Here is a 26135-nt window from a genome sequence, read left to right as displayed (position 1 = left end):
GGATCTTGTGGGCCTCCTGTGCCCCGCCAGTGGGCTCGTTACGAGCGGGACTCCAGCTCGGCGAGGATGGCCCGCAGGATCTCCGGGGTGCGGTTGGGCCGCTCGGCCTCGATGAACAGCCGGCCGATCGCCGCCGCGTACTTGTCGACCTCTTCGCGGCGCTCGAGGTAGAGCCCGTTGGTGAGGTGTTCGATGTAGACGACGTCGGGCAGCTTCTCGTGCGGGAACCGCAGGATGCTGAACGCCCCGCCGGCCGCCGCGTGCCCGCCCGACTCGAACGGCACCACCTGCAACCGCACCTGCGGCGACTCGGAGACTTTCAGGAGGTAGCGGATCTGCTCACGGAGCACGTCCCAGCCGCCGATCGGCCGGCGCAGCACCGCCTCGTCCAGGACCGCCCAGAGGCGGGGCGCGTCGGGCCGCTCCAAAACCTGCTTGCGTGCCATCCGCAGTCTCGCCCGCCGGTCGATCTCGTCCGGACCGTCGCTCTCATGGCCGAGTTTGATCACCGCTCGCGCGTAGGCGTCGGTCTGCAGCAGGCCGGGGACGAACTGGACCTCGTAGGTGCGGATCAGCTCGGCCGCCTGCTCCAGGTCGAGGTAGTTCTGGAACCACGTGTCGAGCACGTCGCCGAAGGCCTGCCACCAGCTCGGGGCGTTGGCCTCCCGCATCATGGTGAGAACCCGGCGGGTCTCGCCGGGGTCGTCGACGCCGTAGAGTTTCAGCAGGTCGGTGACGTCACGTTCCTTGAAACTGACCCGGCCCAGCTCCATCCGGCTGATCTTCGACTCGGACGCCCGGATGGTGTAACCGGCCTGGTCGCGGGTGAGGCCCTTGGCCCGGCGCAGGGCACGCAGATGAGCGCCGAGCTGGAGCCGGCGCACGGTGGCCCCGCTGCTCCCGTTGGTTTCGGCTTCGGCCTCTTCGTCGGACACGTGGACCTCTTAGACAGTCCTGTGTGGATCCGGTGATCCCGGTCGCGATCAGCATACTCACGGCTTCCGGCGCCGAACCCTCGAGGTCAACTCGAAGAGCGACGGTTTCGTCACAGCCGCGAATGATCAGCCGGAACATGAATCCGGGCGAAACCGGAGACAGCGGCGCCCGGAACCGGCGAGAAGCCGGATCCGGGCGTCACCTGGGGGAGTGAGGTCAGCCGGGGAGAGGGATGAGGTCAGCGCCCGCCGCGGTTGCGGCCACCGCCGGCCGGGGCCTGCCCCGCGGTCACCGTGGCGACCTCGGCGGCGGAGCCGAGCGTGCCGGACGCCGCCAGCCCGCCGGTGGTCGCGCCGGTCGCGGTGCCGCCGTTGTGCACTGTGTACTTCTCGCCGCTGCTGATCGCGGATGACGAGTAGGTGATGTTCTGCACGGTCTTGCCGGTCACATAACTGGCGACCACCGTGCCGTCGCCGTCGGTGATCTGAATGGTCGTGCCGGCCCCGATCGCGGCGGTCAGCGTGGCGGAGATCCAGCCCTGTTTCGAGCCGGCGCCCGGGGTGACGACCATGCCCGCGCTGCCGGAGGCCAGCAGGGTGCCGCCGTCGACGGTGAAGGCGCCGTTGACGTCCAGCGCGCCGTTGCCGCTGCGCTGTGGCCCGTTGACCACGACCGTGCCGCCGGTGATGGTCGCGGTGCCGTTGGAGTCGAGACCGTCGCCCTCGGAGTCGATCACCAGGGTGCCGCCGTTGACGGTGACCGAGAAGGCGCCGACGTTCTCGCCGCCACCCGGGGCGCCACCACCCTGCCGGCCGGTGGCCGAGTCGGCGCCGGCGGTCCCGCCCGCGCCGTTGATGCCGTCGTCGCTGGAGACCACGTGCACGGCGCCGTCGTTGAGCACGAACGCGGCCGCCTCCAGGCCTTCGACCGCCGCCGTCACGTCGAGGGACCCGCCGTCGATGATCTGCTGACCCTCGGCGTGCACGCCGTCGTCGCCGCTGGCCACGGTCACCGTCGCGCCGTTGAGGTGCACCGCGCCGTCGCTGTGCACCGCGTCGTCGGAGGAGTCCACGCGGGCCGTGCCGCCCTCGAGGACCGTGATGACACCGGACTTGAGGCCCTTCGCCGACGAGTCGCCGGCGGGCTTGACGGTGTGCCCGCCACCGGCCGCGACCGTCAGCGTCCCGCCGGTGACCACGATGTCGGTGGCCGCGTCCACGCCGTCGCCGGCGCTGGTCACCGCGACCGTGCCGCCGGCCACCGCCACGTACCCGGAGTCGGCGTCCTCGGTGTTGTCGGCCTTGATCCCGTCGCCGCTCGCGGTGACGGTGACCGTGCCGCCGTTCACCACCACGTAGTCCTTGCCGCGCAGGCCGTCGTCCTTCGCCGTCACGGTGATCGTGCCGGACCGCACGAGCAACCCGTCCTTGCTCGCGACGCCGTCGTTGCCGTTGCCGGTGACGGCGAGCTTCCCGGCTCCGGTGAGGGTCAGGTCGCCGGCGCTGAACAGGGCCGCGTTCACGTCGGCGTCGTCGGCGTAGGAGGAGGCGTCGGACAGCGTGTTGGTGCTGCCGTCGGCGAGCTGGACGACCAGTTCCTTCACCGCGGTGGCGGCGATCGCGGCGCCGGCCGTGCTGGTGATCGAGGCGCCGTCGAGGATCAGTGTGACGGTGGCGTCCGGCGCGGTCACCACGATCTGGCCGGTCAGCTCACCGCTGATGGTGTACGTCCCGGCCGCGGTGATGGTGACCGTCGCGCCGTCGACCTTCACACCGTCCGCGGACGAGGTGGCCGAGCCGCCGGTCAGCTCGATGGCGCCGGTGTTTCCGGCGCGGGTGGCGCCGGCCGTGTGTGCCGGCTTGTTCGCGGCGAGGACGGCCTGGGCGGTCTGGGTGCCGTCGGCCGAGGCGTTGGTGGCGGCGACGTTGGTGGCCGCGGTGGTCCCGCCGCTGTCGGCGGAGCAGCCGGCCAGGACGGCCGTGGCCAGGACCAGGGAGCTGACGGCGGCGAGGACCTTCTTGCGGAGTCTCATCAGAACCCTTTCGAGGAGGTGGTCGTGAAGTGCCGGCGCAGAACCGGGCGCCAGCGGTTGGCGGGGAGTTCGGGGCGCAGGGCGGCCAGCCCGGTGGCGTATTTGGAGATCGAGCAGGGGCGGTGCCCGAGTGACCAGAGCAGCCGGTCGACCTCTGAGGCGGCCCGTCCCGACTTGGTCTCGACGATCACCGAGCGCGGCATCCGGACCGCCGAGCCGTCCGGCAGCTGCCAGGCCGGCGCGGTGTCGATGGTGACCCGGCTGCCGGTGGACGGGACGTAGAGCGTGTTGCGGCGGTAGAAGGTGGCCATCACCGGGCGGAACTCGTACCCCTCGGGGTGGAGGCCGGCGCAGGCGAGCACCGATGTCGCGTACTCGCGTCCCTCCGGGCCCAGGTCGGCGCCGTCCCCGGCGTACGGAATCCGCTCCTTGACCGTGACCCCCCGCGAACCGCGGGTCTTGACCTCGACGAAGTCGAGCCCAGTGTCCAGATAGGTCCGCACCCGGACCTTGAAGCGCCGCCGGCGCTGATAGGCGGCGGCGAGGTAGGCGTCGAGCCCGGCGGTGTCGAAGTAGACCGACCGGTACCCGAAGGTGCGCCGGTGGCCGATCTGGAGCGCCCGCACCCCGGCCGGCATCCGGTCCAGCAGAGCCGGCAGGGCGGTGGCCGGAATCAGGTACTTGCGGTCCAGGCGGGTGAGCAGGGCGGCCTCGCCGACCAGTTCGTCCAGCGAGATCGGGTCGAACCGTTCGACGAGCGGAACCTCGGTGGTGATCGTCATCGGGCGCTCACCCGCTCCACCCGCGGGCCGAGCCCGGCGCGGTTCGCGGACGGGGCCGCGGCGACGTAGCGGACCTCGGCCAGGGTGCTGTCGTTGACCATGTCGATCTGCTTGACCACCAGGTTCGTCACCCGTCCGCCGAGCATCGTCTCCAGGTGGGTGCGCAGCGCCTTCTCGTCGGTGTACGCCACGTCGAGGCGGATCAGCTGGTTGCGGTGCCGGCGGAACAGGCTCGGGTGGTCACCGACGAAGAGCGCGGCCACGACCAGCGCCATCAGGCCGATGTGCGGGATGTCCATGACGTCGCCGAGGCCGGCGATCAGGCCCAGCGCGAGAGCCGCGAAGTAGTACGCGATCTCGTGCTGGCTGATCTCGTCCGAGCGGAGCCGGATGATCGACAGGACGCCGAAGAGCCCGAGCCCGAGGCCGGCGCCGACCGTCGAGGAGCCGAGGACGGTCGCGACCGCGAGGACGCCGATGTTCACCCCCAGGAAGGCGGTGAGCAGGTCACGCCGCCGGTGGCGGGGGAAGTAGACACCGAACGTCAGGACGGTGATCGCGACGAGATCCGCGGCGACGGCGAGCAACGTGGTCACTAGGGAACTTCCTTCAGGTGTCGTTCATCAGGTGTTTCCATTCCGCCGGACGTTGCTGTCCGCATCCTGTGAGCTCTCTATGCCGCAGGCCTGAGGTTCTCCGGCCGGGACGCGTCGTGCCAGGTCAGTGACTCGGCGGTGGCCGTGGGCAGGAGACGGTTCTTAGCCAACCCTTAGGAAGGGGCGACGGCGGTCTTAGACCGGCTCGTCAGGGTGGGGATCATGACCGCTACCGCTGCGCCTGAAGTCCGAGAACGGCTACGCGCGACGCCCGCCTGGTGGCCCGGCGCCGGCGCCGCCGCGGCGGCATCGAGCCTGCTCGTCGTCACCGCGCTCTGGGCCGGGAACGGTGGCTTCGGCGACCTCACCGGCGACCCGCTGACCGCGACCGGCCGGCTCGCCGGCCTCTACGCCTCCGACCTGCTGCTGCTCCAGGTGCTGCTGATGGCCCGGATCCCCCTCGTCGAGCGGGCCTTCGGGCAGGACCGGCTGGCCCGCTGGCACCGGTGGACCGGCTTCACCTCGTTCTGGCTGATGGCGCTGCACATCGTCACGATCACGGCGGGGTACGCGGCCGGCGCGAACGTCGTCACCGAACTGTGGGAGCTGGTCTGGACGTACCCCGGCATGCTGCTCGCGGCGGCCGGCACGCTCGCGCTGCTGACGGTCGTGGCGACGTCGATGCGGGCGGCCCGCCGGAAACTGCGCTACGAGTCGTGGCACCTGCTGCACCTCTACGCCTACCTCGGCGCCGGCCTGGCGCTGCCGCACCAGATCTGGACCGGTTCGGACTTCACCGGCACGGCCTGGGCCCGCGCGTACTGGTGGACGTTGTATCTGGCCGCGGCCGGGGCGGTTCTCGCGTACCGCATCGGTCTGCCGGTCTGGCGCAACCGCAAGCACCGGCTGACGGTGAGCCGCGTGGTCGCCGAAGGGCCCGGTCTGACCTCGGTGTACCTGACCGGTGAGCGGCTCGCCGAGCTGCCGGTGCGGGCCGGGCAGTTCTTCCAGTGGCGGTTCCTGGACGGGCCCGGCTGGACCCGGGCGAACCCGTTCTCCCTGTCCGCGACCCCGCGGGGCGACGCGCTGCGGATCACCGTGAAGAACCAGGGCGACGGCAGCTCCCGGATGGCCGCGCTGAAGCCCGGCACCCGCGTCCTGATCGAGGGCCCCTACGGCAAGCTGACCGGCGAGAGCTATGCGGGGGAGCCGGTCGTGATGCTGGCCTGCGGCGTCGGCATCACCCCGCTGCTGTCGCTGCTCGGCGAGCTGCCCTACCGAGACGGCGAGGCGACCCTGGTCCACCGCGCCCGCACCGACGCCGAGGGCGTGTTTCGCGGCGAACTGGAGTGGTTCGCGGCACGGCGCGGGGTCCGCGTCGTGCATCTGACCGGCCCGCGTGCCCGCGCCGCCTCCTGGTTGCCGGGCGGCCTCGCCGCGACCGGCGATGCCGAGGCGCTGCGGCAGGCGGCGCCGCGGATCGCCGCCTCCAGGGTCTACATCTGCGGCCCCGAGGAGTGGGCCCGCGCGGCCCGGGCCGCGGCGATCGCGGCGGGCGTCCGCCCGGACCGTGTCCACACCGAACTCTTCGCCTGGTAGGAGATCACGATGCGACGGATCAGTCTGTGGATGCTCTCCACCGTGGCGGCACTGGTGCTGCTGTTCGGCTACCGGACCAGCACCGGGCAGAGCGCGACGGCCGCCGGGACGGTGGCGGTGACGCCGTCCGGCACGGCCGCCGGAGGGCAGGCCTACACCGGTGACACCGTGCGGACCCAGGAGGGCGACGTCCAGGTGGTGATCACCGTCGTGGCGGGGAGGATCACCCAGGTCAGCGTGCCGGTGTACCCGACCGGCAGCCAGAAGCACGACCAGATCAGCGCCCGGGCCCTGCCCGAGCTCGTCGAGGCGACCCTGGCGGAGCAGAGCGCGGACATCGACGCGGTCTCCGGCGCCACCTACACCAGCGGCGGTTACCGGGAGTCACTCCAGTCGGCGATCGACGCGGCCCGGCTTTAATGGGCACCATGCACATCCTGGTGGTGGAGGACGACGCGGCGGTCCGGGACTCGCTGGCCCGCACCCTGCGTTTCGAGGGTTATCAGGTCGACGTCGCCGGTGACGGCCTGGCCGCCCTCGACGCGGTGCGGGCCGTCGAGCCGGACGCCCTGATCCTCGACGTCAGCATGCCCCGGCTCGACGGCCTGGAGGCGTGCCGGCGGCTGCGCGCCGACGGGGTGGTGGTGCCGGTGCTGATGCTCACCGCCCGCGACAGCGTCGGCGACCGGGTCGCCGGGCTCGACGCCGGCGCCGACGACTACCTGGTCAAACCGTTCGCCCTGCAGGAGCTGCTGGCCCGGATCCGGGCCCTGCTGCGCCGGTCCGCGCTGGGCGCCTTCCCGCCCGGGGCGCACGGCGAGGACCTGCTCACCTTCGCCGACGTGCGGATGAGCCCGGCCACCCGCGAGGTGTGGCGCGGCGACCACGCCCTGCGGCTGACCCGCACCGAGTTCGGCATCCTGGAGGCGTTCCTGCGCCACCCGCGCCAGGTGCTGTCCCGGGCGGCGCTCTTCGAACAGGTCTGGGGCTACGACTTCGGCGAGGCCTCGAACAGCCTGCACGTCTACCTCGGCTACCTGCGGCGCAAGCTGGAGGCCGAGGGCGGGACGCGGCTGCTGCACACCGTCCGCGGTGTCGGGTTCGTGCTGCGCGAGGACCCGCTGTGACCGCCCTGGGGGAGCGGACGCCCGGCACGGTCGCCGGCGGCCCGGCCCGCTGGTGGAGCAACCGCACCCTGCACGACCGGCTCTCGCTGCTGGTCGCCGGTGCGGTGGCGGCCGCCGTGCTGGCCGTGTCGGCCGGCGCCTGGCTCGCGGTGAGCGAGATCCAGAAGGACAAGATCTCCGCCGGGCTGGTGTCCGACGCCCGGACCATCGCCGAGCGCCCGTGGCAGTGGCTGGACGCGCAGGGCGCCCGCCCCGGGCCGGACAGCAAGGAGATCGGGCCCTGCTGGCAGGTCCTCGACGCGACCGGCGCGGTGGTCGGCGGCAGCGCCACCCGGCTGCCGGTCACCGAGACGGCCGTGAAGATCGCCACCGTGGGGCACCCGGAGCGACAGGAGAAGATCATCATCGGCCCCGGGGAGTACCTGATGCTCACCGTGCCGATCGACGGCGGGGGAGCGGTCCAGGTGGGCGTCGACCCGCACCCCGACGAGCGGGTCCTGGCCCTGTTCGCGCTCCTGCTCGCGGTGGGCTGCGCGGCCGGGATCGCCGGCGCGGCGCTGCTCGGGCGTGCCGTCGCCCGGGCCGGGCTGGCCCCGGTGGACCGCCTGACCGAGGCCGTCGAGGACGTCGCGGTGACCATGGACCTGACCCGGCCGGTCGACGTCTCCGGCGACGACGAGATCGCCCGGCTGGGCCGGTCGGTCAACGCCATGCTGGCCGCCATCGACGCCTCCCGCCGCTCCCAGCGGGCCCTCGTCGAGGACGCCGGCCACGAGCTGCGTACCCCGCTGACCAGCATCCGGACCAATGTGGAGCTGTTGATCGCGGTCGAGCGCCGGCCGGAGCTGGCGCACCGGCTGCCGCCGGAGGAACGCGTCAAGCTGCTCGACGACCTGGACGCCCAGGTGCGCGAACTGGCCACGCTCACCACCGAGCTCGTCGAGCTGTCCCGGGAGGAGGGCAGCCGCGAGACGATCGAGCAGATGGAGTACGCCGAGGTGGTGACCGCCGCGATCAACCGGGTCCGGATCCGGGCGCCGGACCTGACCTTCGACACCGAACTGGCCCCGGTGACCGTGCTGGGCCGGCCCGGCGAGCTGGAGCGGATGGTGGTCAACGTGCTCGACAACGCCGCCAAGTGGAGCCCGCCCGGCGGGACGGTCAGCACCCGGCTGACCCCGGCCCGGGTGCTGACCGTCGTCGACAACGGGCCGGGCATCGCGCCCGAGGACCTGCCGCACGTCTTCGACCGCTTCTACCGCGCGCCCGCCGCCCGGGCCATGCCGGGTTCCGGGCTGGGTCTGGCGATCGTCGCGCAGACCGCCGCGCAGCACGGCGGTACGGTGACCGCCGGCCCGAACCATCCGCACGGCACGGTCGTGACGATCACGCTGCCCTGCGGAGGCCTGAGCTGAACTCCGGCGCACGCTCCAGGTTCACGGCGACGAGCTGATCAGGTGTCTCGTCCACGGCTGGACCCGGGCGGTGACGTCGTCGCCGAGCCGGAGGCGGCCCGCGCGGCGGGGAGTCGCCAGCCACGCCTGTGCCACCGCTGACGTTCCGTCGTCCAGGACGACGAAGAATCCGGGTGACAGCCCGGTTCCGTCAGAGGTCACGGTGGGCGCGCCGACTCGCCGCGTCAGCCACGACAGAAGTGGGCTCTGGTAGAGGCTGGTGAGCAGGGGGGTGGTCTCGGCGTCGCCGAAGGTGCCGAACGGCACGATCCGCAGGACCCGGCCGCTGACCGAGGCCGGGCGCAGCAGATCGGTGAGGCCCCGCACGATCCGGTACACCCAGCGCAGCGACAGGAGCACGGCGACCGCGACGGCTGACGTGGCCGCCCAGCCGGGTGGTTCCCGCGTGGCGGCGGCCAGGGCGACGGCGGCGGCCAGGGCGATCCCGATCAGAGCGCCCACGACCCGGGTGCCCGCGGACGTCGCTTTCAGGCCGCCGGTGGCCGGGTAGCGGATCCGGACGAGCCGGTCACCGGGTGACGACCGGACCACGTCGACTCGCCCGACGCGCAGGTCCACGGTCGCCGCGGCCCGGGTCGCCGCGCCGAGGGCGACACCATGGGCGAGATAGGAGTCCCAGACCGTCACCGAGGCGGGTGGCAGATCAGCGAAGGCCTCGTGGCTCCGCAGCCAGCGGCCGACCCCGGCCCAGTGGCGGGCCACCCGGCGGCCCGCGGCGGTCAGCCGGTCGTCGCGGATCTCGCCGCCCAGCTGGACCACGATGAAGATCGCGATCATCATGAGCACGAAGGCGACGCCGAGCACGCCGATCCCGACGCCGGTGCTGCCGAGCCGATCCGTCATGCCGACCAGGTCGATCACGAACACCCCGGGCACGCACGACAAGATCAGCAGCAGCATGAGGCCGACGATGAGGACGACCATCGCGGGCGGTGTGGTGCCCACCCGGATCAGCCCGTGGGCGATCGCCTCCTCGCGGACGGCGATCACGAGACGTTCGTGCCAGCTCTGGCCGTCCCGCGCGTGCCGCCGGGCGAGATCGGCCAGAGTGAGTGGGCGTACGCCGGGCGCCACGTCGACCCGGTCGAGGACCCGCTGCTCGTACGATGTGAGCCCGGCATGCCCGCCGCGGCGCACTCGCACGACGGTGGCTCCCGGGTCGGCGGTCGGCTGGTCGAGTTCCAGGTGTCCGCGGGCGGCCAGGTCGAGCAGTGTGGCCGCGGCCGCCTCCGGGGCCGCACGCAGGCCGTTCATCAGCAGATTCACCACGGCCGGCGGGGTGTCCATGAGGTCCGGTGTGGCCGGTCCCGCCGGCACGCGGGCCGCGGTCGACCACGCCACGAAGCGCACGAGCAGCCCGATCAGGACGACGACGGCCCCGAAACCGATCAGGACGGCGAGCCCCCAGCGATAGTCCATACCGCACATGGTGTATGAGACGCGCCACACGGACTTGACGGACCCGTCACCATGAGGGCGTGACCGTCATATTCATCACGCTCATCGCGTTGATCGTTCTGACACTTCTCTGGGCCGTCGTCGCCTACAACCGGCTGGTCCGCCTGCGGACGCAGGTCGAGGCCTCCTGGGCACAGATCCACGTCCAGCTCAAACGCCGCCACTCGCTCGTACCCAACCTGGTCGAGACGGTTCGCGGCTATGCCACCCACGAACTTCAGACGTTCGCGGCGGTGACGGCGGCCCGCCAGGGCGCCGAGCACCAGGGCGGCGACGTGGCCGCGAGGGCAACCGCGGAGAACGCCCTCACCAGCGCGCTGGGCCGGCTGATCGCCGTCGCGGAGGCGTACCCGCAACTGGCGGCGAGCGCCTCGTTCCGCGATCTGCAGGGGGAGCTCGCCAACACCGAGGACAAGATCGCCTACGCGCGGCAGTTCTACAACCTCGCCGTGCAGAAGTACAACGGCGCCGTGGCGTCCGTGCCGACGAGCCTGATCGCCGCGGTGACCGGGCAGCGGGCGAGGCAGTACTTCGAGGCGACCGGCGAGGAACAGCGGGACGTGCGCGTCCAGTTCTGAAGTGCGGGGACCTGCCGTCGCGATCCGGTCCCCGGTCCGGGGATAAGCTCCCAGGAAGTCGATCACCCTCGCGCGCCGATGACGGTCCGGCGCAACGCCGTGGTGGGGACGGCTGAACCAGAGAGGCGACACACGTGGCGGACGAGACCATCGGGATCATCGGGGCCGGCATCGTCGGCCTGGCCATCGGCCGGGAGATCATGCTCCGGCGGCCGGGCACCCGGGTCGTGGTCGTGGAGAAGGAACCCGACGTCGCTCTGCATCAGACCGGCCACAACTCCGGCGTGGTGCACGCCGGCATCTACTACACGCCGGGCAGCCTGAAAGCCGAACTGTGCACCCGTGGGCGGCTTCTGCTGCGGGAGTACTGCGCGGAACGGGGAATCGCCTACGACGAGTGCGGCAAGCTCGTCGTGGCGGTCCGTGAGGACGAGCTGGGGCGCCTGGACGACCTGGAGAAGCGGGCGCGGGAGAACGGCGTACCCGGCCTGCGAAGGGTCGATCCGAGCGGTATCCGCGACATCGAGCCGCACGCCGCCGGACTCGCCGCGCTGCATTCACCGGAAACGGCGATCACCGATTTCCCGGGCGTCGCGAAGGCGTTCGCCGAGGACATCCGCGCCGCGGGCGGCGAGGTCCACGTCAACTTCCCGGTCACCGGCATCAAGAAGAACGTCGGGTCGATCCGGATCGAGTCCGGTGAACGCAGCGTGACGGTCGACCAGGTGATCGTCTGCGCCGGCATCCAGAGCGACAAGGTCGCCAAGCTGGCCGGCGACGCCGCCGAGCCGCGGATCATCCCGTTCCGCGGCGAGTACATGCGGGTACGCGAGGAGAAGGCCGACCTGGTCCGGGGCATGATCTACCCGGTTCCCGATCCGCGCTACCCGTTCCTCGGCGTGCACTTCACCCGCCGGGTGACCGGCGTCGTCGAGGTCGGCCCGAACGCGGTGCTGGCGACCGCCCGGGAGGGCTACCGGCGTACCACGTTCTCGGTTCCCGACTTGGTCGGCATCGCGACCTGGCCGGGCACCTGGCAGATGGCCCGCCGGCACTGGCGGACCGGTGTCAAGGAGGTCCGCGGCTCGCTCTCCAAGACCCGCTACATGGCCGAGGCCATGCGGTACGTCCCGGAGATCGGGGCGGCCGACGTCTACCGCGCCGGCGCCGGTGTGCGCGCTCAGGCGCTGGACCGGGACGGCAGTCTCGTCGACGACTTCCGCATCCACCGCATGGGGCCGGTCACGGCCGTGCGGAACGCGCCGTCACCCGCGGCCACGTCGTCTCTGGCGATCGCGGAGCACGTGGTGGCCGACGTCTTCGGCGGCTGAACAACCGGCCGCTCTCAGCGCTGTCTCACCGGCGTCGACACAGCGCTGTCTCACCGGCGTCGACACAGCGCTGTCTCACCGGCGTCGACACAGCGCTGTCTCACCGGCGTCGACACAGCGCTGAGAGCCGGCCGGCCCGGTTTCTCAGGGGACGGCGGGGGCGGGGTGCTCCACGCCGGTGCGGCGGCGGGCCGCCGGAACGACCAGCGGCGTGCCGGTCTCCGGGTCGTCGATCACCCGGCAGGGCAGCCCGAACACGTCCTCGACCAGTTCCGCGGTGAGCACCTCGGACGGCGGTCCGGAGCGGGCCACCTTCCCGGACCGCATGGCGATCAGGTGGGTGGCGTAGCGGGCCGCGTGGTTCAGGTCGTGCAGCACCGCGACCAGCGTGCGGCCCTGGGTCTCGTGCAACTCGGCGCACAGGTCGAGCACCTCGATCTGGTGCGCGATGTCCAGATAGGTGGTCGGCTCGTCGAGCAGGAGCAGCGGCGTCTGCTGGGCCAGTGCCATGGCCAGCCACACCCGCTGTCGCTGCCCGCCGGACAGCTCGTCGACCGCGCGGTCGGTGAGGTCGGCGACGCCGGTGGCCTCCATCGACTCGATCACCACCCGCTCGTCCTCGGCCGACCAGCGGCGCAGCAGGCCTTGGTGCGGGTAGCGGCCGCGGGCCACCAACTCGGCGACGGTGATGCCGTCCGGCGCCGTCGACGACTGCGGCAGCAGGCCGAGCGTCTTGGCGACCGCGCGGGTGGGCTGCGAGTGCACGTCCCGCCCGTCCAGCAGCACGGTGCCGGTGGTCGGCTTGAGCAGCCGGGACAGGGCCCGCAGCAGGGTGGACTTACCGCACGCGTTCGGGCCGATGATCACCGTGAAGGAACCGTCCGGGATCTCGACGCTCAGGTTCTCGGCGATGACGCGCTTGTCGTACGCGAGCGTCATCGCGCTGCCGCTGAGCCGGGGCGTGTGACCCGTCATGATGTCTCCTGTTGCTGTGTCGGTCATGTCCGCCTCAGATCCGTCCGGCCCGGCGCTCGGTGGTGAGCAGCCAGACCAGGTAGCCGCCGCCCAGCAGGCCGGTGACCACGCCGACCGGCAGCGTCTGGTCGTCGAGCGCGTGCTGGGCGAGGAAGTCGGCGCCGGTCAGCAGCAGCGCGCCGACCGCGATCGACGGCAGCAGGTTGGGGCCGGGCGCCCGGGACATCCGTTTGGCCAGGTGTGGCGCGATCAGCGCGACGAAGAGCACCGGGCCAGCGCTGGCCGCGGCGAACGAGATCAGCAGGGCCGCGGCCAGCAGCGCGCCGTTGCGCAGCAGGGAGACCGGCACGCCCAGCGCGGACGCCGAGTCGTCACCCATCTCCAGGATCCGCAGTCCGGGGCCGCAGGCCAGCAGCAGGAACGGCAGCACCACGGCCAGCACCAGGGCCATCGGCACCGCCTGGCCCCAGTCCCGGCCGTCGAGGTTGCCGGTCAGCCACAGCAGCGCGCGGGCGTTCTCCATCTGGACGCCCCGGGTCAGCAGGTAACCGCTGATGCCGGTGAGGATCGCGGCCATGCCGATGCCGACCAGGATGAACCGGAATCCGTGCAGGGCCCGGCCGGCGATCAACCGGACGAGCAGGGTGGCCGCCAGACCGCCGGCCACCGCGGCGATCGACAGCTGGGTGCTGGTGCCGCCGAGGATCACCACGGCCAGCGCCGCGGTGCTCGCGCCGTTGGTGACGCCCAGCATGTCCGGGCTGCCCAGCGGGTTGCGCACCAGCGACTGGAAGACCGCGCCGCTGGCCGCCATGGCCGCGCCGACCAGGATCGCCGTGATCAGCCGGGGCAGCCGCAGCTCACCGATGATGAACTCGTGGGCCGGGTTGCCCTCGCCGAACAGGGTCGTCACCACGTCGACCGGGGCGATCTCGAAGTCTCCGGTGCCGAGGCCGAAGACGCTGACCACGAACGTGCCGATCAGCGCCAGCGCCCCGACGGCGACCGCCCGCGGGCGGACACCGACGCGGCTGCCGATGGAACGCGTCTTGTCCAAGGTGGCAAGTGTCATTTCGCGGCTCGCACGAGATAGAGGAACAGGGGACCGCCGAGGACCGCGGTGACCGTGCCGACCTGCAACTCCCCGGGACTGCCCAGGACACGGCCGAGCACGTCGGCGCCGAGCAGCAGCACCGGCGCCAGCACCGCGGTGTAGGGCAGCAGCCAGCGCAGGTCGGGGCCGGTGAACGGGCGGACCATGTGCGGGATCAGCAGTCCGATGAAGACGATCGGGCCGCACGCCGCGGTGGCGCTGCCGCAGAGCAGGGTGACCGCCACGATCACCGCGACGCGGATCAGCGACGGGCGGGCGCCGAGAGCGCGGGCCGCGTCGTCGCCGAGCGACAGCGCGTTGAGCGGGCGGGCCACCAGGAGCCCGGCCAGCAGGCCGGCCGCGAAGAACGGCAGGAGCCGCTCGACGGTGGCGAAGTCGGCGCTGGCCAGCGAGCCGACCGTCCAGAACCTCAGCCTGTCGATGGAGTCGGTGTCGCTGAGCAGCACCGCGCTCACATAGGAGTACAGCGTGGCGTTGAGCGCGGCGCCGGCCAGCGCGAGCCGGGCCGGGGTGGCCGAGCGGCCGCCACCGACCGCGTAGACCATCGCGGTGACGATCGCGGCTCCGGCGAGGGCGAACCACACGTACCCGAAGAAGGTGCTCACGCCGAAGAAGACGGCGGCGGTGGCGACCGCCGCCGAGGCGCCGGCGTTGATGCCAAGCAGGCCGGGGTCGGCGAGCGGGTTGCGGGTCAGCGCCTGCATGATCGCGCCGGCCAGGCCGAGCCCCATGCCGACCATCAGGCCGAGCAGGGTACGCGGCAGCCGCATCTCGTGGACGATCCGGTAGGACGGCGACGCCGGGTCCCACAGGCCGGCCCACACCTCGCCGGGGGAGAGGAAGCGGGCGCCGAAGCCGATGCTCAGGACGGCCACCGCGGCGAGAGCCGCCAGCGCGACCAGCAGACCGAGCAGGCGTACGGACGAGCGCCGGCCGGGACGTGCCGGAGCCGGGCCGGTCGGCGCCGTGGTGCTCAACCCCTGGTCGGTAGGGGTGTCATAGGTGGACAGAGCGGTTCTCCCGTCCCGGTGTTCTAGATCCTGTTGACGCGTGTTCGGTTCGTTAGGTTAGCCTAACCATCTCACGCGGTCGCAGGACCGGTCGTACCCCCAGAAAGACTTGAAGATGAAGTACTCGCAGCTTTCCTTGTCCCGTCGTGGCCTGCTGGCCGCGGGCGGCGCCGCCGGTGCCGGCGCCCTGCTCGCCGCCTGTGGTGGCAACAAGACGGACAGCGGGGCGGCGCCGGCTGCTTCCGCCACCACGTCCGGCCCGTGGTCGTTCACCGACGACCAGCCCAAGCCGCTGACCGCCCCCAAGACGCCGACCAAGGTCGTCGCCTTCACGGGCACCGCCGCCGCGCTCGTCGACCTGGGCCTGCAGAACTCCATCGTGGGCGTCTTCGGCGAGACCAAGAAGGCCGACGGCAGCGCTGAGGAGCAGGCCGGCTCGCTGGACGTCAACAAGGTCCAGATCATCGGCAACAAGTGGGGCGAGTTCTCCGTCGAGAAGTACGCCGCGCTCGCTCCCGAGCTGCTGATCACCCACATGTTCGACCCCGGCGCGTACTGGTACCTCCCGGACGGCAGCAAGGACCAGATCCTCAAGCTGGCGCCGACCGCCACCATCACCGTCGGTCGCGTCCCGATGACCAAGCCGATCGAGCGGTACGCCGAGCTCGCCAAGTCGCTGGGCGCCGACCTCAACGCGCCGAAGGTCGTCGAGGCCAAGGCCCGGTTCGAGAAGGCCGCCGCCGAACTGTCCGCGGCCGCGAAGGCCAGCGGCGGCATCAGGGTGCTGGCCAGCTCGGGCGCCGCCGACATCTTCTACGTGTCGAACCCGAAGGTGTCCAGCGACCTCATGTACTTCAAGGAGCTCGGCGTCGACATCATCGTCCCGGAGAAGACCGACGGCGGCGACTACTACGAGTCGCTGAGCTGGGAGAACGCCAACAAGTACAAGGCGGACATCATCTTCCTCGACTCGCGTCCCGGCACCCTGCAGCCGGCCGACCTGGCGTCGAAGCCGGGCTGGAGCGCCCTGCCCGCCGTCGCGGCGAACCAGGTGTTCCCCTGGCAGGCCGTCCCGATCTACTCCTGGGCCGGTTCCGCTCCGCTGCTGGAGGCACTGACCGCCGCGATCAAGAAGTCCAAGCAGGTCGCCTGACCCGGGTAGCGCAGAGCCCCGTCGCAGGCACGACGCCCGGCGGCGGGGCCGCCGGGCCACCGGTCAGAGGGGTGGCGGTGGGCGGAACGCGGCGTCCGGGTCGAGCCGCACGCCGAAGTGGTCGCGGTAGGCCGCTCGCAGGGCCTCGCCGGTCGCCAATGGCGTCTCGGCGCGGCCGTCGGCGGCGGTGACGATCAGGGTGCGGTCGCTGATCGTGATCCGGCCGCCCGAGGTGAGGCGGGTGCAGACGGTCTTCGCGGTGAAGGGCGACTCCGGGGCGGTCTGCTGGTACCAGCACGTCGCGGCGAAGTCGTCCAGGACGCGGGGGCGCAACTCCAGGCGGTACTGGGGTTTGCCGTCGCGGAGGATGTCCACGTCGCCGTCAGGAGTGTCCACCAGGAGGAACCGGCCGCCCGGGTCGTCCTGACCGGCCCGCGAGGTGAAGTCGAGCGGGCCGATGCTGTGGTCGCCGAAGCCGACGTCCACCAGCCACCGCTGATCGTGGGCGCGGGCCGGGGAGACCAGCAGGGCCAGGTGGTCGTAGGGCGGACCGAGGCGTTCGGCGCCGAACACGCGGGCGGCGAGCCGGGTCACGGTGTAGCCCAGTTCCTCCAGGAGCAGCGCGAACAGGCCGTTGAGTTCGTAGCAGAATCCGCCGCGCGCCCGCCGTACGATCTTGTCGAAAAGGTCTTCGGCGGTGAGGGAGATCCGCGCGCCCAAGTGGATGTCGAGGTTTTCGAAGGGCACGGCGGTGAGGTGCGCGTGGTGGAGCGCGCGCAGCCGGGCCGCGTCAGCGGGCCCGGTGCGCGGCGCCCCGATCCGGTCGAGGTAGGCGTTGACATCCATGCGCCAAGCATCGGACCTGAACCGGCGTTGAGGTCAAGGGCGGTCCTTCCTCGGCAGGGTGGCGACCACCGCGTCATAGGACGCGTCGACGGCTTCCCGTAGTTCGTCGTCCGGGATCGTGCCGCCCACGCGCAGCGTGTTCCAGCCGTGCCGGCCGATGTACGGGCTGGCCGTGGCGTCGTCCGGGTAGCGGGCCAGCCATTCGCCGGCGGTGTCGCGGTCCGTGCCGCACTTCACGCCGACGGTCGTCCCGTCGCCGAGGAACGCGAAGACCTTCTTGCCGACCTTGGCGACGATGTCGCCCTCCCATGGCTCGTCCTGCCAGGCCCCGGGCTTGGCGAGGCAGTACTGGAGCATTTCGTCACCCGTCATCAGGCGTGCCTACCCCATGCGGCGCGGGACGGCAAGTATCGCCGCCTTCTTCGTAAAAGGGGTCCGGCGCCCCGGTGAGGATCAGGCGCCGGTGTACGCCTTGAAGGTGTTCTCCGCCTGCCGCCGGGCCTGCTCCGGCTCGGTGCCGAAGGCGATGTCCGCCTCCGCCCACGCGTCGGCGCTGAGCCGCATGAACGTCTTGCCGTCCGCGGAGGCGGCCCACGCCATGGCGGCCTCCGGGCCGATCGGGGCCTCCGGGGTCGCGAGGTGGTTGGCCAGGCCCCAGAAGGCGCCCTCCCAGCCGAGGCCGACCGCGCCCGGCCCGTACTGCTCCCAGTGCTCGTCGGCGACGTGCGCCACATGCTCCAGCTCGAACCGGGTGCGGCCGTCGCCCTCGGGCGTGAGACGCACCTCGACCCAGCTGACCTGGTCGCCGAACTCCCAGGTCGCGGCGACCGAGCGGGGCCGGTCGCACTTGGTGATCGTGCCGCCGGCATTGCCCTCGAACTGGTATCTTCCGCCCTCGCGCAGGTCGCCGGAGACGGGCAGGAACCAGCGCGGGATGCGCTCCGGGTTGGAGATCACATCCCACAGGTCGTCCACGTCGGTGTCGTAGGCCTGGCTGATCGTCATCACGCGGGCCTCACCCGCCTCCAGCACGCGGCTGCCGATGCTCCGCCGTACCTCACTGATCTGCTCTTTGACGTCGATCATCGTGCGCTCCTCGCATCGTTGGGTCCGGCGCCCTCGGCGAGGCGCCGCAGGCGCTTGCCGCGGGCCACCTCGGTGGCCATCGCGGCGAGGTGCGGCGCCCAGAACCTCCGGAACGGCTCCAGCCACTCGTCCACCTGCCGCAGCGCGGTGTGGTCGACCGCGTAGAGGCGGCGCGCGCCGTCGGGGCGCACGGTGGCGAAGCCGTTGTCGCGCAACACCTTGAGGTGCTGGGACACGGCCGGCTGGGTGATGCCGAACTCACCACGGATCACCATGGTGACGGCGCCGGAGGTCTGCTCGCCCTCGGCGAGCAACTCGAGGATCCGGCGCCGAACCGGATCACCGAGCACATCGAACGCATGCACGAGAGCGACCCTATCAGATACGACTTATATAAGTGGCGACTTTTGATGAGCCGGGCCCGCCCGGTGGAAGGGGGGCGGGCCCGGTGCTGGTGGGTTCGGCCTATCCGGCGCGCAGCCGGTTGCGCAGCATGGCGCCCGACTCGGTCAGCGAGCCGGTGCCGGCGAACGAGCCCGCGTTGCAAGTGCCCGGCCGCAGCGCCGCGCTGCCCTCGTTCGCGTCGGAGAACGTCCAGTTGGCGTAACCGATCCTCAACCGGTCGAGCAGGTCGAACCAGGCGTTGCTGCTGGCCGTGTCGACCGCGCCGCCGCCGGTGTAGGTCACCGTGCCGAACTCGGTCACGAACAGCGGCAGCGAGGCCGCCGCGCGCTCCACCTCGGCGCGGTAGTTGTCCTTGTGGGAGGCCGCGTAGTAGTGGAACGTGTACATGATGTTGGAGGCGTTGACCGGGTTGTTCACGATCTCGGACGAGTTGCCGCCCTCCGAGACGCCCAGCGACGACCAGCCGCGGGTGCCGACGATGATGACCGCGTCCGGGTCGTTCGCCCGGATGACCGGGATGACCTGCTCGGCGTAGTTCTTGATCTGCGCCCAGCTCACGCCGTTCGGCTCGTTGGCGATCTCGTAGATGACGTTCTTCTTGGCCGCGTGACGGGCCGAGACCTGGGCGAAGAAGGTCTTCGCGCGCTCCAGGTTGAACGCCGGGTCACCGGGCGTGAGGATGTGGAAGTCGATCATCGCGTACATGCCGCGCTCGGTCGCTTCCTCGACCAGGTTGTTGACCCGGTTGGTGAACCCGGCCGGGTCGGTCTCGTAACCCTGCTCCTGCACGTACATCGCGATGCGCAGCAGGTCGCTGTTCCACTCGTTGGCGAGCACGTCGAGCGAGGCGTCGGTGTAGCAGTTCGGGAACCACTGGAGGCCGTGCGTGCTCATGCCCTTGAGCTGGACCACCTGGCCGCGCTCGTTGCACAGCTTCGTGCCGCAGACCTTCAGCTGCCCGTTGACCCCCACCGGGGTACCGTCGGCCGGCGGGGTCGAGGTGCTCGCGCTGGGGCCGGGCGGGGTCGTGCCGGTGCACGCCTGGCCGTTGACCAGGCAACTGGTCGGCCGTCCGGTGCCGTTCACGATGAACCCGAAGCTGGTCGAGGCCCCGGCCGCGATCGTCGCGTTCCAGCCCGCGGGCGTGAACGTGTAGGAGTTGCCACTGGCCGCCTGCGTCGTGTTCCACGACTGAGCCACCGTCGTCCCGGCCGGGAAGGTGAGCTCGACCTTCCACGTGTTGATCGCCGACGACGATGTGTTGTTCACCGTCACCTGGCCCTGGTAGCCGTTGCTCCAGGTGTTCTGGACGGTGAACGCCGCGGTCTCCGCGCTCGCCGGGAGCGCGAAGAAGGCGGCGGTCGATGCCGCTGCCACGGCGAACACCGTGGCTAGGATGGTTGCGGTTCGGCGTTTCACGAAGACCACCTCGGGGGGATGGACGCGGGCCGCCGTGGGGGACGACGGTGGGGGAACCCGCGCTGGGAGCGCTCCCAGGGTCTTCGACTGTAGCCCTTGTGTTAAAGCCCGTCTATTCCAGGGCGACCGCCACCGGCTGGATCGTGATCCGGACCGAGGTGCCCGGGGTCAGCTCCGGCAGCCGCCCGCTCGGCACCTGCGCGACCACCAGATGGTCGCCGACGGCCACCGTGACTCGGCTCAGCGGGCCGAGGAAACTACTGGTCAGGACCCGGGCGCCGGCATCCGGGCCGGGGGACACCTCGATCGCCTCGGGGCGGACCAGCGCGGTCGCCGCACCGGCGGCATGCGGCGTGACCAGCGGCAGCCGGTTGCCGAACACCTCGATCGTCGCACCCTCGACGATGCCGGGCAGCCGGTTGCTGAGCCCGACGAAATCGGCCACGAACGCGGTCGCGGGCCGCAGGTAGACCTCGGACGGCGACGCCAGCTGCTCCAGCCTCCCGGCCCGCATCACCCCGACCCGGTCGGCGATCGCGAGAGCCTCCTCCTGGTCGTGCGTCACGAACAGCGTGGTGGTGCCGACCTCGGTCTGGATCCGGCGGATCTCGTCGCGCAGTTGCACCCGAACCTTGGCGTCCAGCGCCGACAGCGGCTCGTCCAGCAGGAGCACCCGCGGCTCGATCGCGAGCGCGCGGGCCAGCGCGACCCGCTGCTGCTGCCCGCCGGAGAGCTGGTTCGGGAACCGGGTCGCGAAGCCGCCCAGGCCGACCAGCTCCAGCATCTCGGCGGCGCGCTCCGGCGCCTTTCGGGAACGACGCAGGCGCAGGCCGAACTCGACGTTCTGCCGGGCGTTCAGGTGCGGGAAGAGACTGTACGCCTGGAACACCATCCCCATGTCCCGGCGGTTCGCCGGCAGCCGCGTGACGTCCTTCCCGCCGACCAGCACCCGGCCCGCGTCCGCCTCCTCCAGGCCGGCGAGGATTCGCAGCGCGGTGGTCTTGCCGCAGCCGGACGGGCCGAGCAGAGCGACCAGCTCACCCGGCTCGATCGACAGGTCCAGGTCGTCGAGGGCGTGCACGCTGCCGAACGCGCGGCTCAGCCCGTCGAGATGAACGGCGACGCCGGTCATGATCTTTCCTTCCTCGGGGAGCCCGCCAGCGACAGCACGAGCAGCAGGACGAACGCGAGCATCAGAGCGGTCAGGGAGACCGCCACCGAGACGCCGGCGCTGCTCTTGCCCAGGGCCTCGATGGCGACCTGCAGGTTGGTGCGGTGCAGCAGGGAGGCGATGGTGAACTCGCCCAGCACCAGGGCGACCGTCAGGAACGCCGCGGAGAGCACCGCCGAGCGGATGTTCGGCAGCACCACCCGCCAGATCACCGTGGCCCAGCCGGCGCCGAGACCGCGGGCCGCCTCGGCCAGGGTCTTCACGTCGATCGCGGACAGGCCGGTGTCGATCGCGCGGTAGGCGTACGGCAGGACCAGGACCGTGTAGGCGAGGACCAGGGTCTGCGAGGAGCCGCCGATCAGGTAGTTGACCCACGCGTACACCGGGGCCAGGCCGACGACCAGGACGATCGCCGGGATGGTCAGCGGCAGCAGGCACAGGAACTCGACCAGGGGCCGCAGCCCGGGCAGCCGCAGGCGCACCCAGATCGCGGTCGGCACCAGCAGCACCAGCATGAGCAGCGCGGTCAGCGCCGCCTGACCGAGCGACGAGAGGATGCCCTCGGCCAGTCCCGGGTACTCGGCGCTCAGTCGCGGCCAGTCCAGCAGCAGCGGCCAGGTCTTCTCGTCGCGGGCGCTGAACTCGGCCATGGCGACCAGCGGCAGCAGGAAGAAGACGCCGAAGACCGCGAGCACGGTCCAGCGGAAAGCTACCCGAGCCACTTCGCCGTCCTCTTCTGGAGCAGGGAGTAGAGGGCCATCACCACGGCCACCACGATCACCATGCCGAGCGCCATCGCCTTGCCCAGGTTGGCCTGGCCGAGGACGACCTCACTGGTCAGTGCGCCACGGATCTGCAGCGGGACGATCGGGCTGCCCTGGCTGACCAGGGCGGCGGCGGTGGCGTACGCGGAGAAGGCGTTGGCGAACAGCAGCAGCGTCGAGCCCAGGAACGCGGGCGCCAGCAGCGGCCCGGCCACCCGGGTCCAGTACTGCCAGGTGGTGCCGCCCAGGCTCGTCGCGGCCTCGCGCCACTGTGGCCGGATGCCGTCCAACGCCGGCAGGAAGACGATCACCATGAGCGGGATCTGGAAGTACGTGTAGACGAGCGTGAGTCCCGGCAGCTCGAACAGCCAGACCCCGTTCGCGTACGGGTCGAGCCCGTGCTCCTGGAGCCAGAGGGTGACGAAGCCGGACAGCCCGATGGTCGCCAGGAACGCGAATGCCAGCGTGACGCCGCCGAACTGCGCCAGCACCCCCGCCGCGGCGGTGACCACCCGCCGGAGCAGGCCGTCCGGTTTTCCGGTGACCAGCGCGTACGCCAGGATCGCGCCGAGCACCGCGCCGATGATCGCGCTGGACGCGGACAGGGTGATGCTGCGGCCGAACGCCGCGGCGATGTGGTCGTCGCCGAGGGCCCGGACGTTCTCCAGCGTGAATCCGCGCCCGCCGTCACCGGTGAACGCCCCGATTACCACGACCAGCGTCGGGATGATCAGGAAGATCGTGACGTACGCGAAGAACGGCACCGTGCCCAGCAGGGCGCCGCCCCGCAGGCGCGGCCGGCGGGCCACGCGCTGCGGAGTGGCCGGTGTGATCTCAGCCAATGGCCTTGGCCCAGTTCGCGGACAGGTACTGCTTGGCCTTGGTGTTCTGCGCCTCGGTCGGGATCACCGGGGTGCCCTCCACCTTGGGCAGTGCGGCGGCCGCGGCCGCGTCGATGGTGCCGGCCTTCGTCATCGCGTCGGCGCGCACCGGGCGGGCGCCGCCCTTGAGCCACAGGTTCTGGCCCTCGTCGGAGTAGAGGAACTCCTGCCACAGCCGGGCCGCGGCCGGGTGCGGGGCGCCGGAGTTGATCGCCTGCACGTAGTACGAGCCCAGCACGCTGCCGGCCGGCACGAACACCTTCCAACTGGGGAGCTTCTTCGACTGCGAGGCGTTCAGGTAGTCCCAGTCGAAGACGACCGGGGTCTGGCCGGACTCGATGGTGGTCGGGCTGGGGTCGACCGGCAGGAAGTTCCCGGCCTTCTTCAGGTCGGCGAAGAAGTCGACGCCGGGCTTGATGTCCTCGACGGTGCCGCCGTTCGCCAGCGAGGCCATCTGCACCCCACCGAACGCCGCGCCGGCCTGGGTGGGGTCGCCGTTGAGCGCGACCTTGCCCTTGTAGTCGGCCTTCAGCAGGTCGGCGACGCTGGTGGGGGCCGGCACCTTCGCGCTGTCGTAGCCGATCGACATGTAGCCGCCGTAGTCGTTGACCCACGCGCCGTTCGGGTCCTTCAGCGTGGCCGGGATCTCGTCGAAGGTGGAGACCTTGTACGGCGCGAACTTCGCCACGTTCGCGGCCGCCACCGAGGCGCCCAGGTCGAACACGTCCGGTGCGATGTCCTGGCCCTTGAGCTGGTCGGCGGCATTGATCTCGTCCTGGCTGGAGCCGTCCGGCTGCGCCGAGTTGACCTTGATGCCGTACTTGGTGCCGAACGTCTTGATGATCTCGCCGTAGTTGGCCCAGTCCGGGGGCAGGGCGATGACGTTGAGCTGACCCTCCTTCTTGGCCGCGGCGATCAGGGCGTCCAGGCCGCCGAGGTCGGCGGCGCTGGTGGCGGTGGCGGCGCCGCCGGCGGCGGACTCCGTCTTCTTCTCCGGCGGCGAGCAGGCACTGGCCAGAGCGACTATGGCGGTGGCGGTCAGGGTGGCGGCCGCGGAGCGGGCAAGGGTGCGCACTGTGTTCCTCCTTCTGCGCTCACCGCAACCGGTGCGCGCTGGGTGGATCATGAAAGTGCCGGGTGGAGGAGAGGCGTACGGCGGGAGGCCTGACGGCGAATTCGGCTCCCGTGGCGTCGCCGGGGTCCCCCAGCACTTTTCCACGGTGCGGCTGTGATCGAAAGCGGTCGTTGGCTGACTGTTACATCCGGACGGTCCGCCGGGTGCGCCCGCTGCGCGCCGGACATGACGAAGGCCCCGCCCGTCCCCCTGGCGGGAGGGACGGGCGGAGCCTTCGCCCGCGACGCCGGGAGCTGGCGGGCCCCCGGCGCCGCTACAGCGGAAACCGCGTCGATCAACTGGTGGCCGACGAGCCGGGGAAGGTTGCCCGAGTGTGACCTGGATCTCTCTCGCGGGCCTCAGGTGCCGCGGCCCGGTGGTCTCAGACGACGGCCGGGCGCCCGCGGTCGGTGGCGAGCTTGACCGCGATGACGCCGAGCACGGTGCCCATCAGGTAACGCTGGACGCGCAGCCAGGTGGGGCGCCGGGCGAGGAACACCGCGATGCCGCCGGCCGCCAGCACGATCGTCAGATTCACCGCCATGCTGACCGCGAGCTGCACCCCGCCGAGCAGGAACCCCTGCACCATCACGTTGCCCTCCGACGGCCGCACGAACTGCGGGATCAGCGACAGGTACATCACCGCCGCCTTGGGGTTGAGCAGGTTGGTGAGCAGCCCCATCATGAACAGCCGCCGCGGCGAGTCGGGGTCCAGGGGGCGCGGATCGAAGACCGAGACGCCGCCGGGCCGGAGCGTCTTCCACGCCAGCCACGCGAGATAGGCCGCGCCGGCCAGTTTGATCGCCTGGTACAGCTCCGGCACGGCCACGAAGATGACCGAGAGCCCCAGGTTGGTGGCGGTCAGATAGACCAGGAAGCCCAGCGCCACCCCGGCCAGCGACACGATGCCGGCCCGGCGCCCCTGCGTGATGCTCCGGGAGACCAGGTACATCATGTTCGGCCCCGGGGTGAGAACCATGCCGAGGGCGACCGCGGAGACGGCGAGGACTGATGACAGCGTGACCACGTGGCCAGTCTTCGTGCGGGCGCCACCGGCCGAAAGAGCCAATCAGGCGCTCGCGGACTCCAGGATCTCCTTCAGGCGGGTCAGGTCGGCCGAGACCAGGTCCTCGTCGCGGTCGAACTCCTCGTCGGTCATGCCGGGCGCCCGCCGCAAAGTGAACACGATCTCCGAGCCGTCGCCGTCCGGGATGACCCGCATCGGTGAGTACACCTCGCCGCCGTCGGTGAGCCGCACCCAGTGGTCGAGCACGCCCAGGTCGTTGTGCGGGGCGAACACGATCTCCGCACCGTCGTCACCGATGAGCCAGCGGTCGCCCTCTTTCGCCACCGTCGTGGCCAGGCCCGACGCCCAGCGGGGCAGGTTGGCCGGGTCGACCGTGAACTCGTACACCGCGCCGGCCGGCCGGGCGATGCGCTCGCTGAGGTAGCGGGATGCGGAAGTCACCCCGGCATCCTCGCAGAAAATCCCGCCGCTCGACGGCGTACCGATTGATCGGCATGGTCCTTGTCCGTCGATGTGGCGTCGGTCCCGTGCTCACCGGGACCTCCACGCCCGCGAACGCCGAGGGTGTCGCATGCCGGAGGATCCGCGCCGGTCGCTCGCCGGTCGCTCGCCGGTCCACGATAGGTTCGGTGCGCCGCCGGACGATCGTGCCCGGGGCCGACTCGAAACGGAGGTGCGATGAGCGACGACGGGTGGCGATCGGCGCCACTGGGACGGGCGGTCCTGGTCGTCCTCGACGCCGGGCCCCGGCCCCTCGAAGCCGTGCTCACCCCCGCCGAACTGGACCGCCTCCGCCCGGTCCTCGACGCGGCCGGCGCCTCGGCGCGCGACGGCGAGTTCAGCCGGATCCGCCTGCGGGACGCCGCCCGTGACGCCATCGGCCGGGACCCGTTCCGCCAGGCGGCCACGGACGACGACGAGGACGGCCGCTGGTGGTGGCCGGCCCTGATGATCGGCGCCGGGCTGATGGGCGTCCTCACCGAGGACCGGCCGCTCTGGCAGCGCGTCATCGGCGGCCTGCTCCTGGCCCTGGGCGCCGTCGAGCTGATCCGGAAGGTCCGCCGCCTCCTGCGCCGCCGGGCCTCCCGCGCCGCCCGCTGACACCGGGCGCTGTGCCGCCGGGCACCCCGCGACGCCCGTTGACGCCGGGCGATCCGCGGCTGCCGCGCCTGCCGCGACCGGGACCCGCCGCCGGGATCCGCCGCCGGGATCCGCCGCCCGGACCCGCCGCCGTCCCGCGCCGGATCCGCCCGGCG

General features: G+C 71.6%; 27 protein-coding genes. 8 read left to right on the top strand and 19 right to left on the bottom strand.

The window, feature by feature from the left end:
• Positions 1-38 precede the first annotated feature (38 nt).
• From QLQ12_RS15900 to QLQ12_RS15885, 4 genes are all read right to left on the bottom strand, one after another.
• Positions 39-935 (bottom strand): helix-turn-helix domain-containing protein, encoded by an 897-nt coding sequence (locus tag QLQ12_RS15900; protein ID WP_282760682.1) that lies wholly within the window; start codon positions 933-935, stop codon positions 39-41.
• 239 nt (positions 936-1174) lie between these two features.
• Positions 1175-2968 (bottom strand): carbohydrate-binding domain-containing protein, encoded by a 1794-nt coding sequence (locus QLQ12_RS15895; protein ID WP_282760680.1) that lies wholly within the window; start codon positions 2966-2968, stop codon positions 1175-1177.
• Positions 2968-3750 carry a polyphosphate polymerase domain-containing protein gene (locus QLQ12_RS15890; RefSeq protein WP_282760679.1) on the bottom strand — a complete coding sequence of 261 codons (783 nt, stop codon included), beginning with the start codon at positions 3748-3750 and terminating at the stop codon, positions 2968-2970. Before QLQ12_RS15890 ends, QLQ12_RS15895 begins: the two co-directional genes overlap by 1 nt.
• Positions 3747-4346 (bottom strand): DUF4956 domain-containing protein, encoded by a 600-nt coding sequence (locus QLQ12_RS15885; RefSeq protein ID WP_282760678.1) that lies wholly within the window; start codon positions 4344-4346, stop codon positions 3747-3749. The genes QLQ12_RS15890 and QLQ12_RS15885 overlap by 4 nt, the downstream gene beginning before the upstream one ends.
• Positions 4347-4568: 222 nt before the next feature.
• On the opposite strand from QLQ12_RS15885, the gene QLQ12_RS15880 reads away from it, so the two are divergent.
• The 4 genes from QLQ12_RS15880 to QLQ12_RS15865 are packed head-to-tail and all read left to right on the top strand — an operon-like array spanning position 4569 to position 8487.
• Positions 4569-5945: a ferredoxin reductase family protein gene (locus tag QLQ12_RS15880; RefSeq protein ID WP_282760677.1), complete on the top strand. Its 1377-nt coding sequence runs from the start codon at positions 4569-4571 to the stop codon at positions 5943-5945.
• 9 nt (positions 5946-5954) lie between these two features.
• The gene (locus tag QLQ12_RS15875; RefSeq protein ID WP_282760675.1) at positions 5955-6365 is read left to right on the top strand and encodes an FMN-binding protein; all 411 of its coding nucleotides are present in this window, start codon (positions 5955-5957) and stop codon (positions 6363-6365) included.
• An 8-nt stretch (positions 6366-6373) separates the two neighbouring features.
• Complete coding sequence (locus tag QLQ12_RS15870) at positions 6374-7072, top strand: response regulator transcription factor (protein WP_282760673.1); 699 nt, start codon at positions 6374-6376, stop codon at positions 7070-7072.
• Positions 7069-8487 carry a HAMP domain-containing sensor histidine kinase gene (locus tag QLQ12_RS15865; protein WP_282760672.1) on the top strand — a complete coding sequence of 473 codons (1419 nt, stop codon included), beginning with the start codon at positions 7069-7071 and terminating at the stop codon, positions 8485-8487. The genes QLQ12_RS15870 and QLQ12_RS15865 overlap by 4 nt, the downstream gene beginning before the upstream one ends.
• Before the next feature lie 21 nt (positions 8488-8508).
• On the opposite strand, the gene QLQ12_RS15860 is transcribed toward QLQ12_RS15865, so the two are convergent.
• Complete coding sequence (locus tag QLQ12_RS15860) at positions 8509-9966, bottom strand: DUF2207 family protein (RefSeq protein ID WP_282760670.1); 1458 nt, start codon at positions 9964-9966, stop codon at positions 8509-8511.
• Positions 9967-10025: 59 nt separating this feature from the next.
• Between QLQ12_RS15860 and QLQ12_RS15855 the strand changes: the two genes are divergently transcribed.
• Both QLQ12_RS15855 and lhgO read left to right on the top strand, forming a co-directional pair.
• The gene (locus QLQ12_RS15855) at positions 10026-10583 is read left to right on the top strand and encodes a LemA family protein (protein ID WP_282760668.1); all 558 of its coding nucleotides are present in this window, start codon (positions 10026-10028) and stop codon (positions 10581-10583) included.
• Between the two features lie 134 nt (positions 10584-10717).
• Entirely contained in the window at positions 10718-11914 is a 1197-nt protein-coding gene (lhgO, locus tag QLQ12_RS15850; RefSeq protein WP_282760666.1) for an L-2-hydroxyglutarate oxidase, read from the top strand.
• 144 nt (positions 11915-12058) lie between these two features.
• Here lhgO and QLQ12_RS15845 read toward each other — a convergent pair whose 3' ends face one another.
• From QLQ12_RS15845 to QLQ12_RS15835, 3 genes are read right to left on the bottom strand one after another with little or no spacing between them, the layout of a single operon-like run.
• A complete protein-coding gene (locus QLQ12_RS15845; protein ID WP_282760664.1) occupies positions 12059-12889 on the bottom strand; it encodes an ABC transporter ATP-binding protein in 831 nt (276 codons plus the stop codon).
• A 34-nt stretch (positions 12890-12923) separates the two neighbouring features.
• A complete protein-coding gene (locus QLQ12_RS15840) occupies positions 12924-13961 on the bottom strand; it encodes a FecCD family ABC transporter permease (protein ID WP_328518280.1) in 1038 nt (345 codons plus the stop codon).
• A complete protein-coding gene (locus QLQ12_RS15835) occupies positions 13958-14980 on the bottom strand; it encodes a FecCD family ABC transporter permease (protein WP_407651488.1) in 1023 nt (340 codons plus the stop codon). Before QLQ12_RS15835 ends, QLQ12_RS15840 begins: the two co-directional genes overlap by 4 nt.
• Positions 14981-15128: 148 nt before the next feature.
• Between QLQ12_RS15835 and QLQ12_RS15830 the strand changes: the two genes are divergently transcribed.
• A complete protein-coding gene (locus tag QLQ12_RS15830) occupies positions 15129-16166 on the top strand; it encodes an ABC transporter substrate-binding protein (protein WP_282760661.1) in 1038 nt (345 codons plus the stop codon).
• 63 nt (positions 16167-16229) lie between these two features.
• On the opposite strand, the gene QLQ12_RS15825 is transcribed toward QLQ12_RS15830, so the two are convergent.
• The 11 genes from QLQ12_RS15825 to QLQ12_RS15775 form a co-directional block, all read right to left on the bottom strand.
• Complete coding sequence (locus tag QLQ12_RS15825; RefSeq protein ID WP_282760660.1) at positions 16230-17012, bottom strand: arylamine N-acetyltransferase family protein; 783 nt, start codon at positions 17010-17012, stop codon at positions 16230-16232.
• A gap of 33 nt (positions 17013-17045) precedes the next feature.
• The gene (locus QLQ12_RS15820; protein ID WP_282760659.1) at positions 17046-17384 is read right to left on the bottom strand and encodes an MmcQ/YjbR family DNA-binding protein; all 339 of its coding nucleotides are present in this window, start codon (positions 17382-17384) and stop codon (positions 17046-17048) included.
• Positions 17385-17465: 81 nt separating this feature from the next.
• Positions 17466-18098: an SRPBCC family protein gene (locus QLQ12_RS15815; protein WP_282760657.1), complete on the bottom strand. Its 633-nt coding sequence runs from the start codon at positions 18096-18098 to the stop codon at positions 17466-17468.
• Positions 18095-18463: an ArsR/SmtB family transcription factor gene (locus tag QLQ12_RS15810; RefSeq protein WP_282760656.1), complete on the bottom strand. Its 369-nt coding sequence runs from the start codon at positions 18461-18463 to the stop codon at positions 18095-18097. Before QLQ12_RS15810 ends, QLQ12_RS15815 begins: the two co-directional genes overlap by 4 nt.
• 100 nt (positions 18464-18563) lie before the next feature.
• The gene (locus QLQ12_RS15805) at positions 18564-19922 is read right to left on the bottom strand and encodes a cellulase family glycosylhydrolase (RefSeq protein ID WP_407651487.1); all 1359 of its coding nucleotides are present in this window, start codon (positions 19920-19922) and stop codon (positions 18564-18566) included.
• Between the two features lie 112 nt (positions 19923-20034).
• A complete protein-coding gene (locus QLQ12_RS15800; protein WP_282760654.1) occupies positions 20035-21054 on the bottom strand; it encodes an ABC transporter ATP-binding protein in 1020 nt (339 codons plus the stop codon).
• Positions 21051-21815, bottom strand: a complete 765-nt coding sequence (locus tag QLQ12_RS15795) for an ABC transporter permease (RefSeq protein ID WP_282760652.1) — start codon at positions 21813-21815, stop codon at positions 21051-21053. Before QLQ12_RS15795 ends, QLQ12_RS15800 begins: the two co-directional genes overlap by 4 nt.
• Positions 21803-22666 (bottom strand): ABC transporter permease, encoded by an 864-nt coding sequence (locus tag QLQ12_RS15790; RefSeq protein ID WP_282760650.1) that lies wholly within the window; start codon positions 22664-22666, stop codon positions 21803-21805. Before QLQ12_RS15790 ends, QLQ12_RS15795 begins: the two co-directional genes overlap by 13 nt.
• Before the next feature lie 25 nt (positions 22667-22691).
• Positions 22692-23813 carry an ABC transporter substrate-binding protein gene (locus QLQ12_RS15785; RefSeq protein WP_282760649.1) on the bottom strand — a complete coding sequence of 374 codons (1122 nt, stop codon included), beginning with the start codon at positions 23811-23813 and terminating at the stop codon, positions 22692-22694.
• 421 nt (positions 23814-24234) lie between these two features.
• On the bottom strand, positions 24235-24879 hold the full coding sequence (locus tag QLQ12_RS15780) for a LysE family translocator (RefSeq protein WP_282760647.1): 645 nt from the start codon (positions 24877-24879) through the stop codon (positions 24235-24237).
• 42 nt (positions 24880-24921) lie between these two features.
• Positions 24922-25320, bottom strand: a complete 399-nt coding sequence (locus QLQ12_RS15775) for an SRPBCC family protein (RefSeq protein WP_282760645.1) — start codon at positions 25318-25320, stop codon at positions 24922-24924.
• 237 nt (positions 25321-25557) lie between these two features.
• On the opposite strand from QLQ12_RS15775, the gene QLQ12_RS15770 reads away from it, so the two are divergent.
• A complete protein-coding gene (locus tag QLQ12_RS15770; protein ID WP_282760643.1) occupies positions 25558-25980 on the top strand; it encodes a hypothetical protein in 423 nt (140 codons plus the stop codon).
• The last annotated feature ends 155 nt before the right edge of the window (positions 25981-26135 follow it).

Source organism: Actinoplanes sandaracinus (assembly GCF_030009775.1).
Classification (GTDB): domain Bacteria; phylum Actinomycetota; class Actinomycetes; order Mycobacteriales; family Micromonosporaceae; genus Actinoplanes; species Actinoplanes sandaracinus.
Note: the sequence above shows the minus strand (reverse complement) of the source record. Positions and strands in the feature narration are given on the sequence as shown.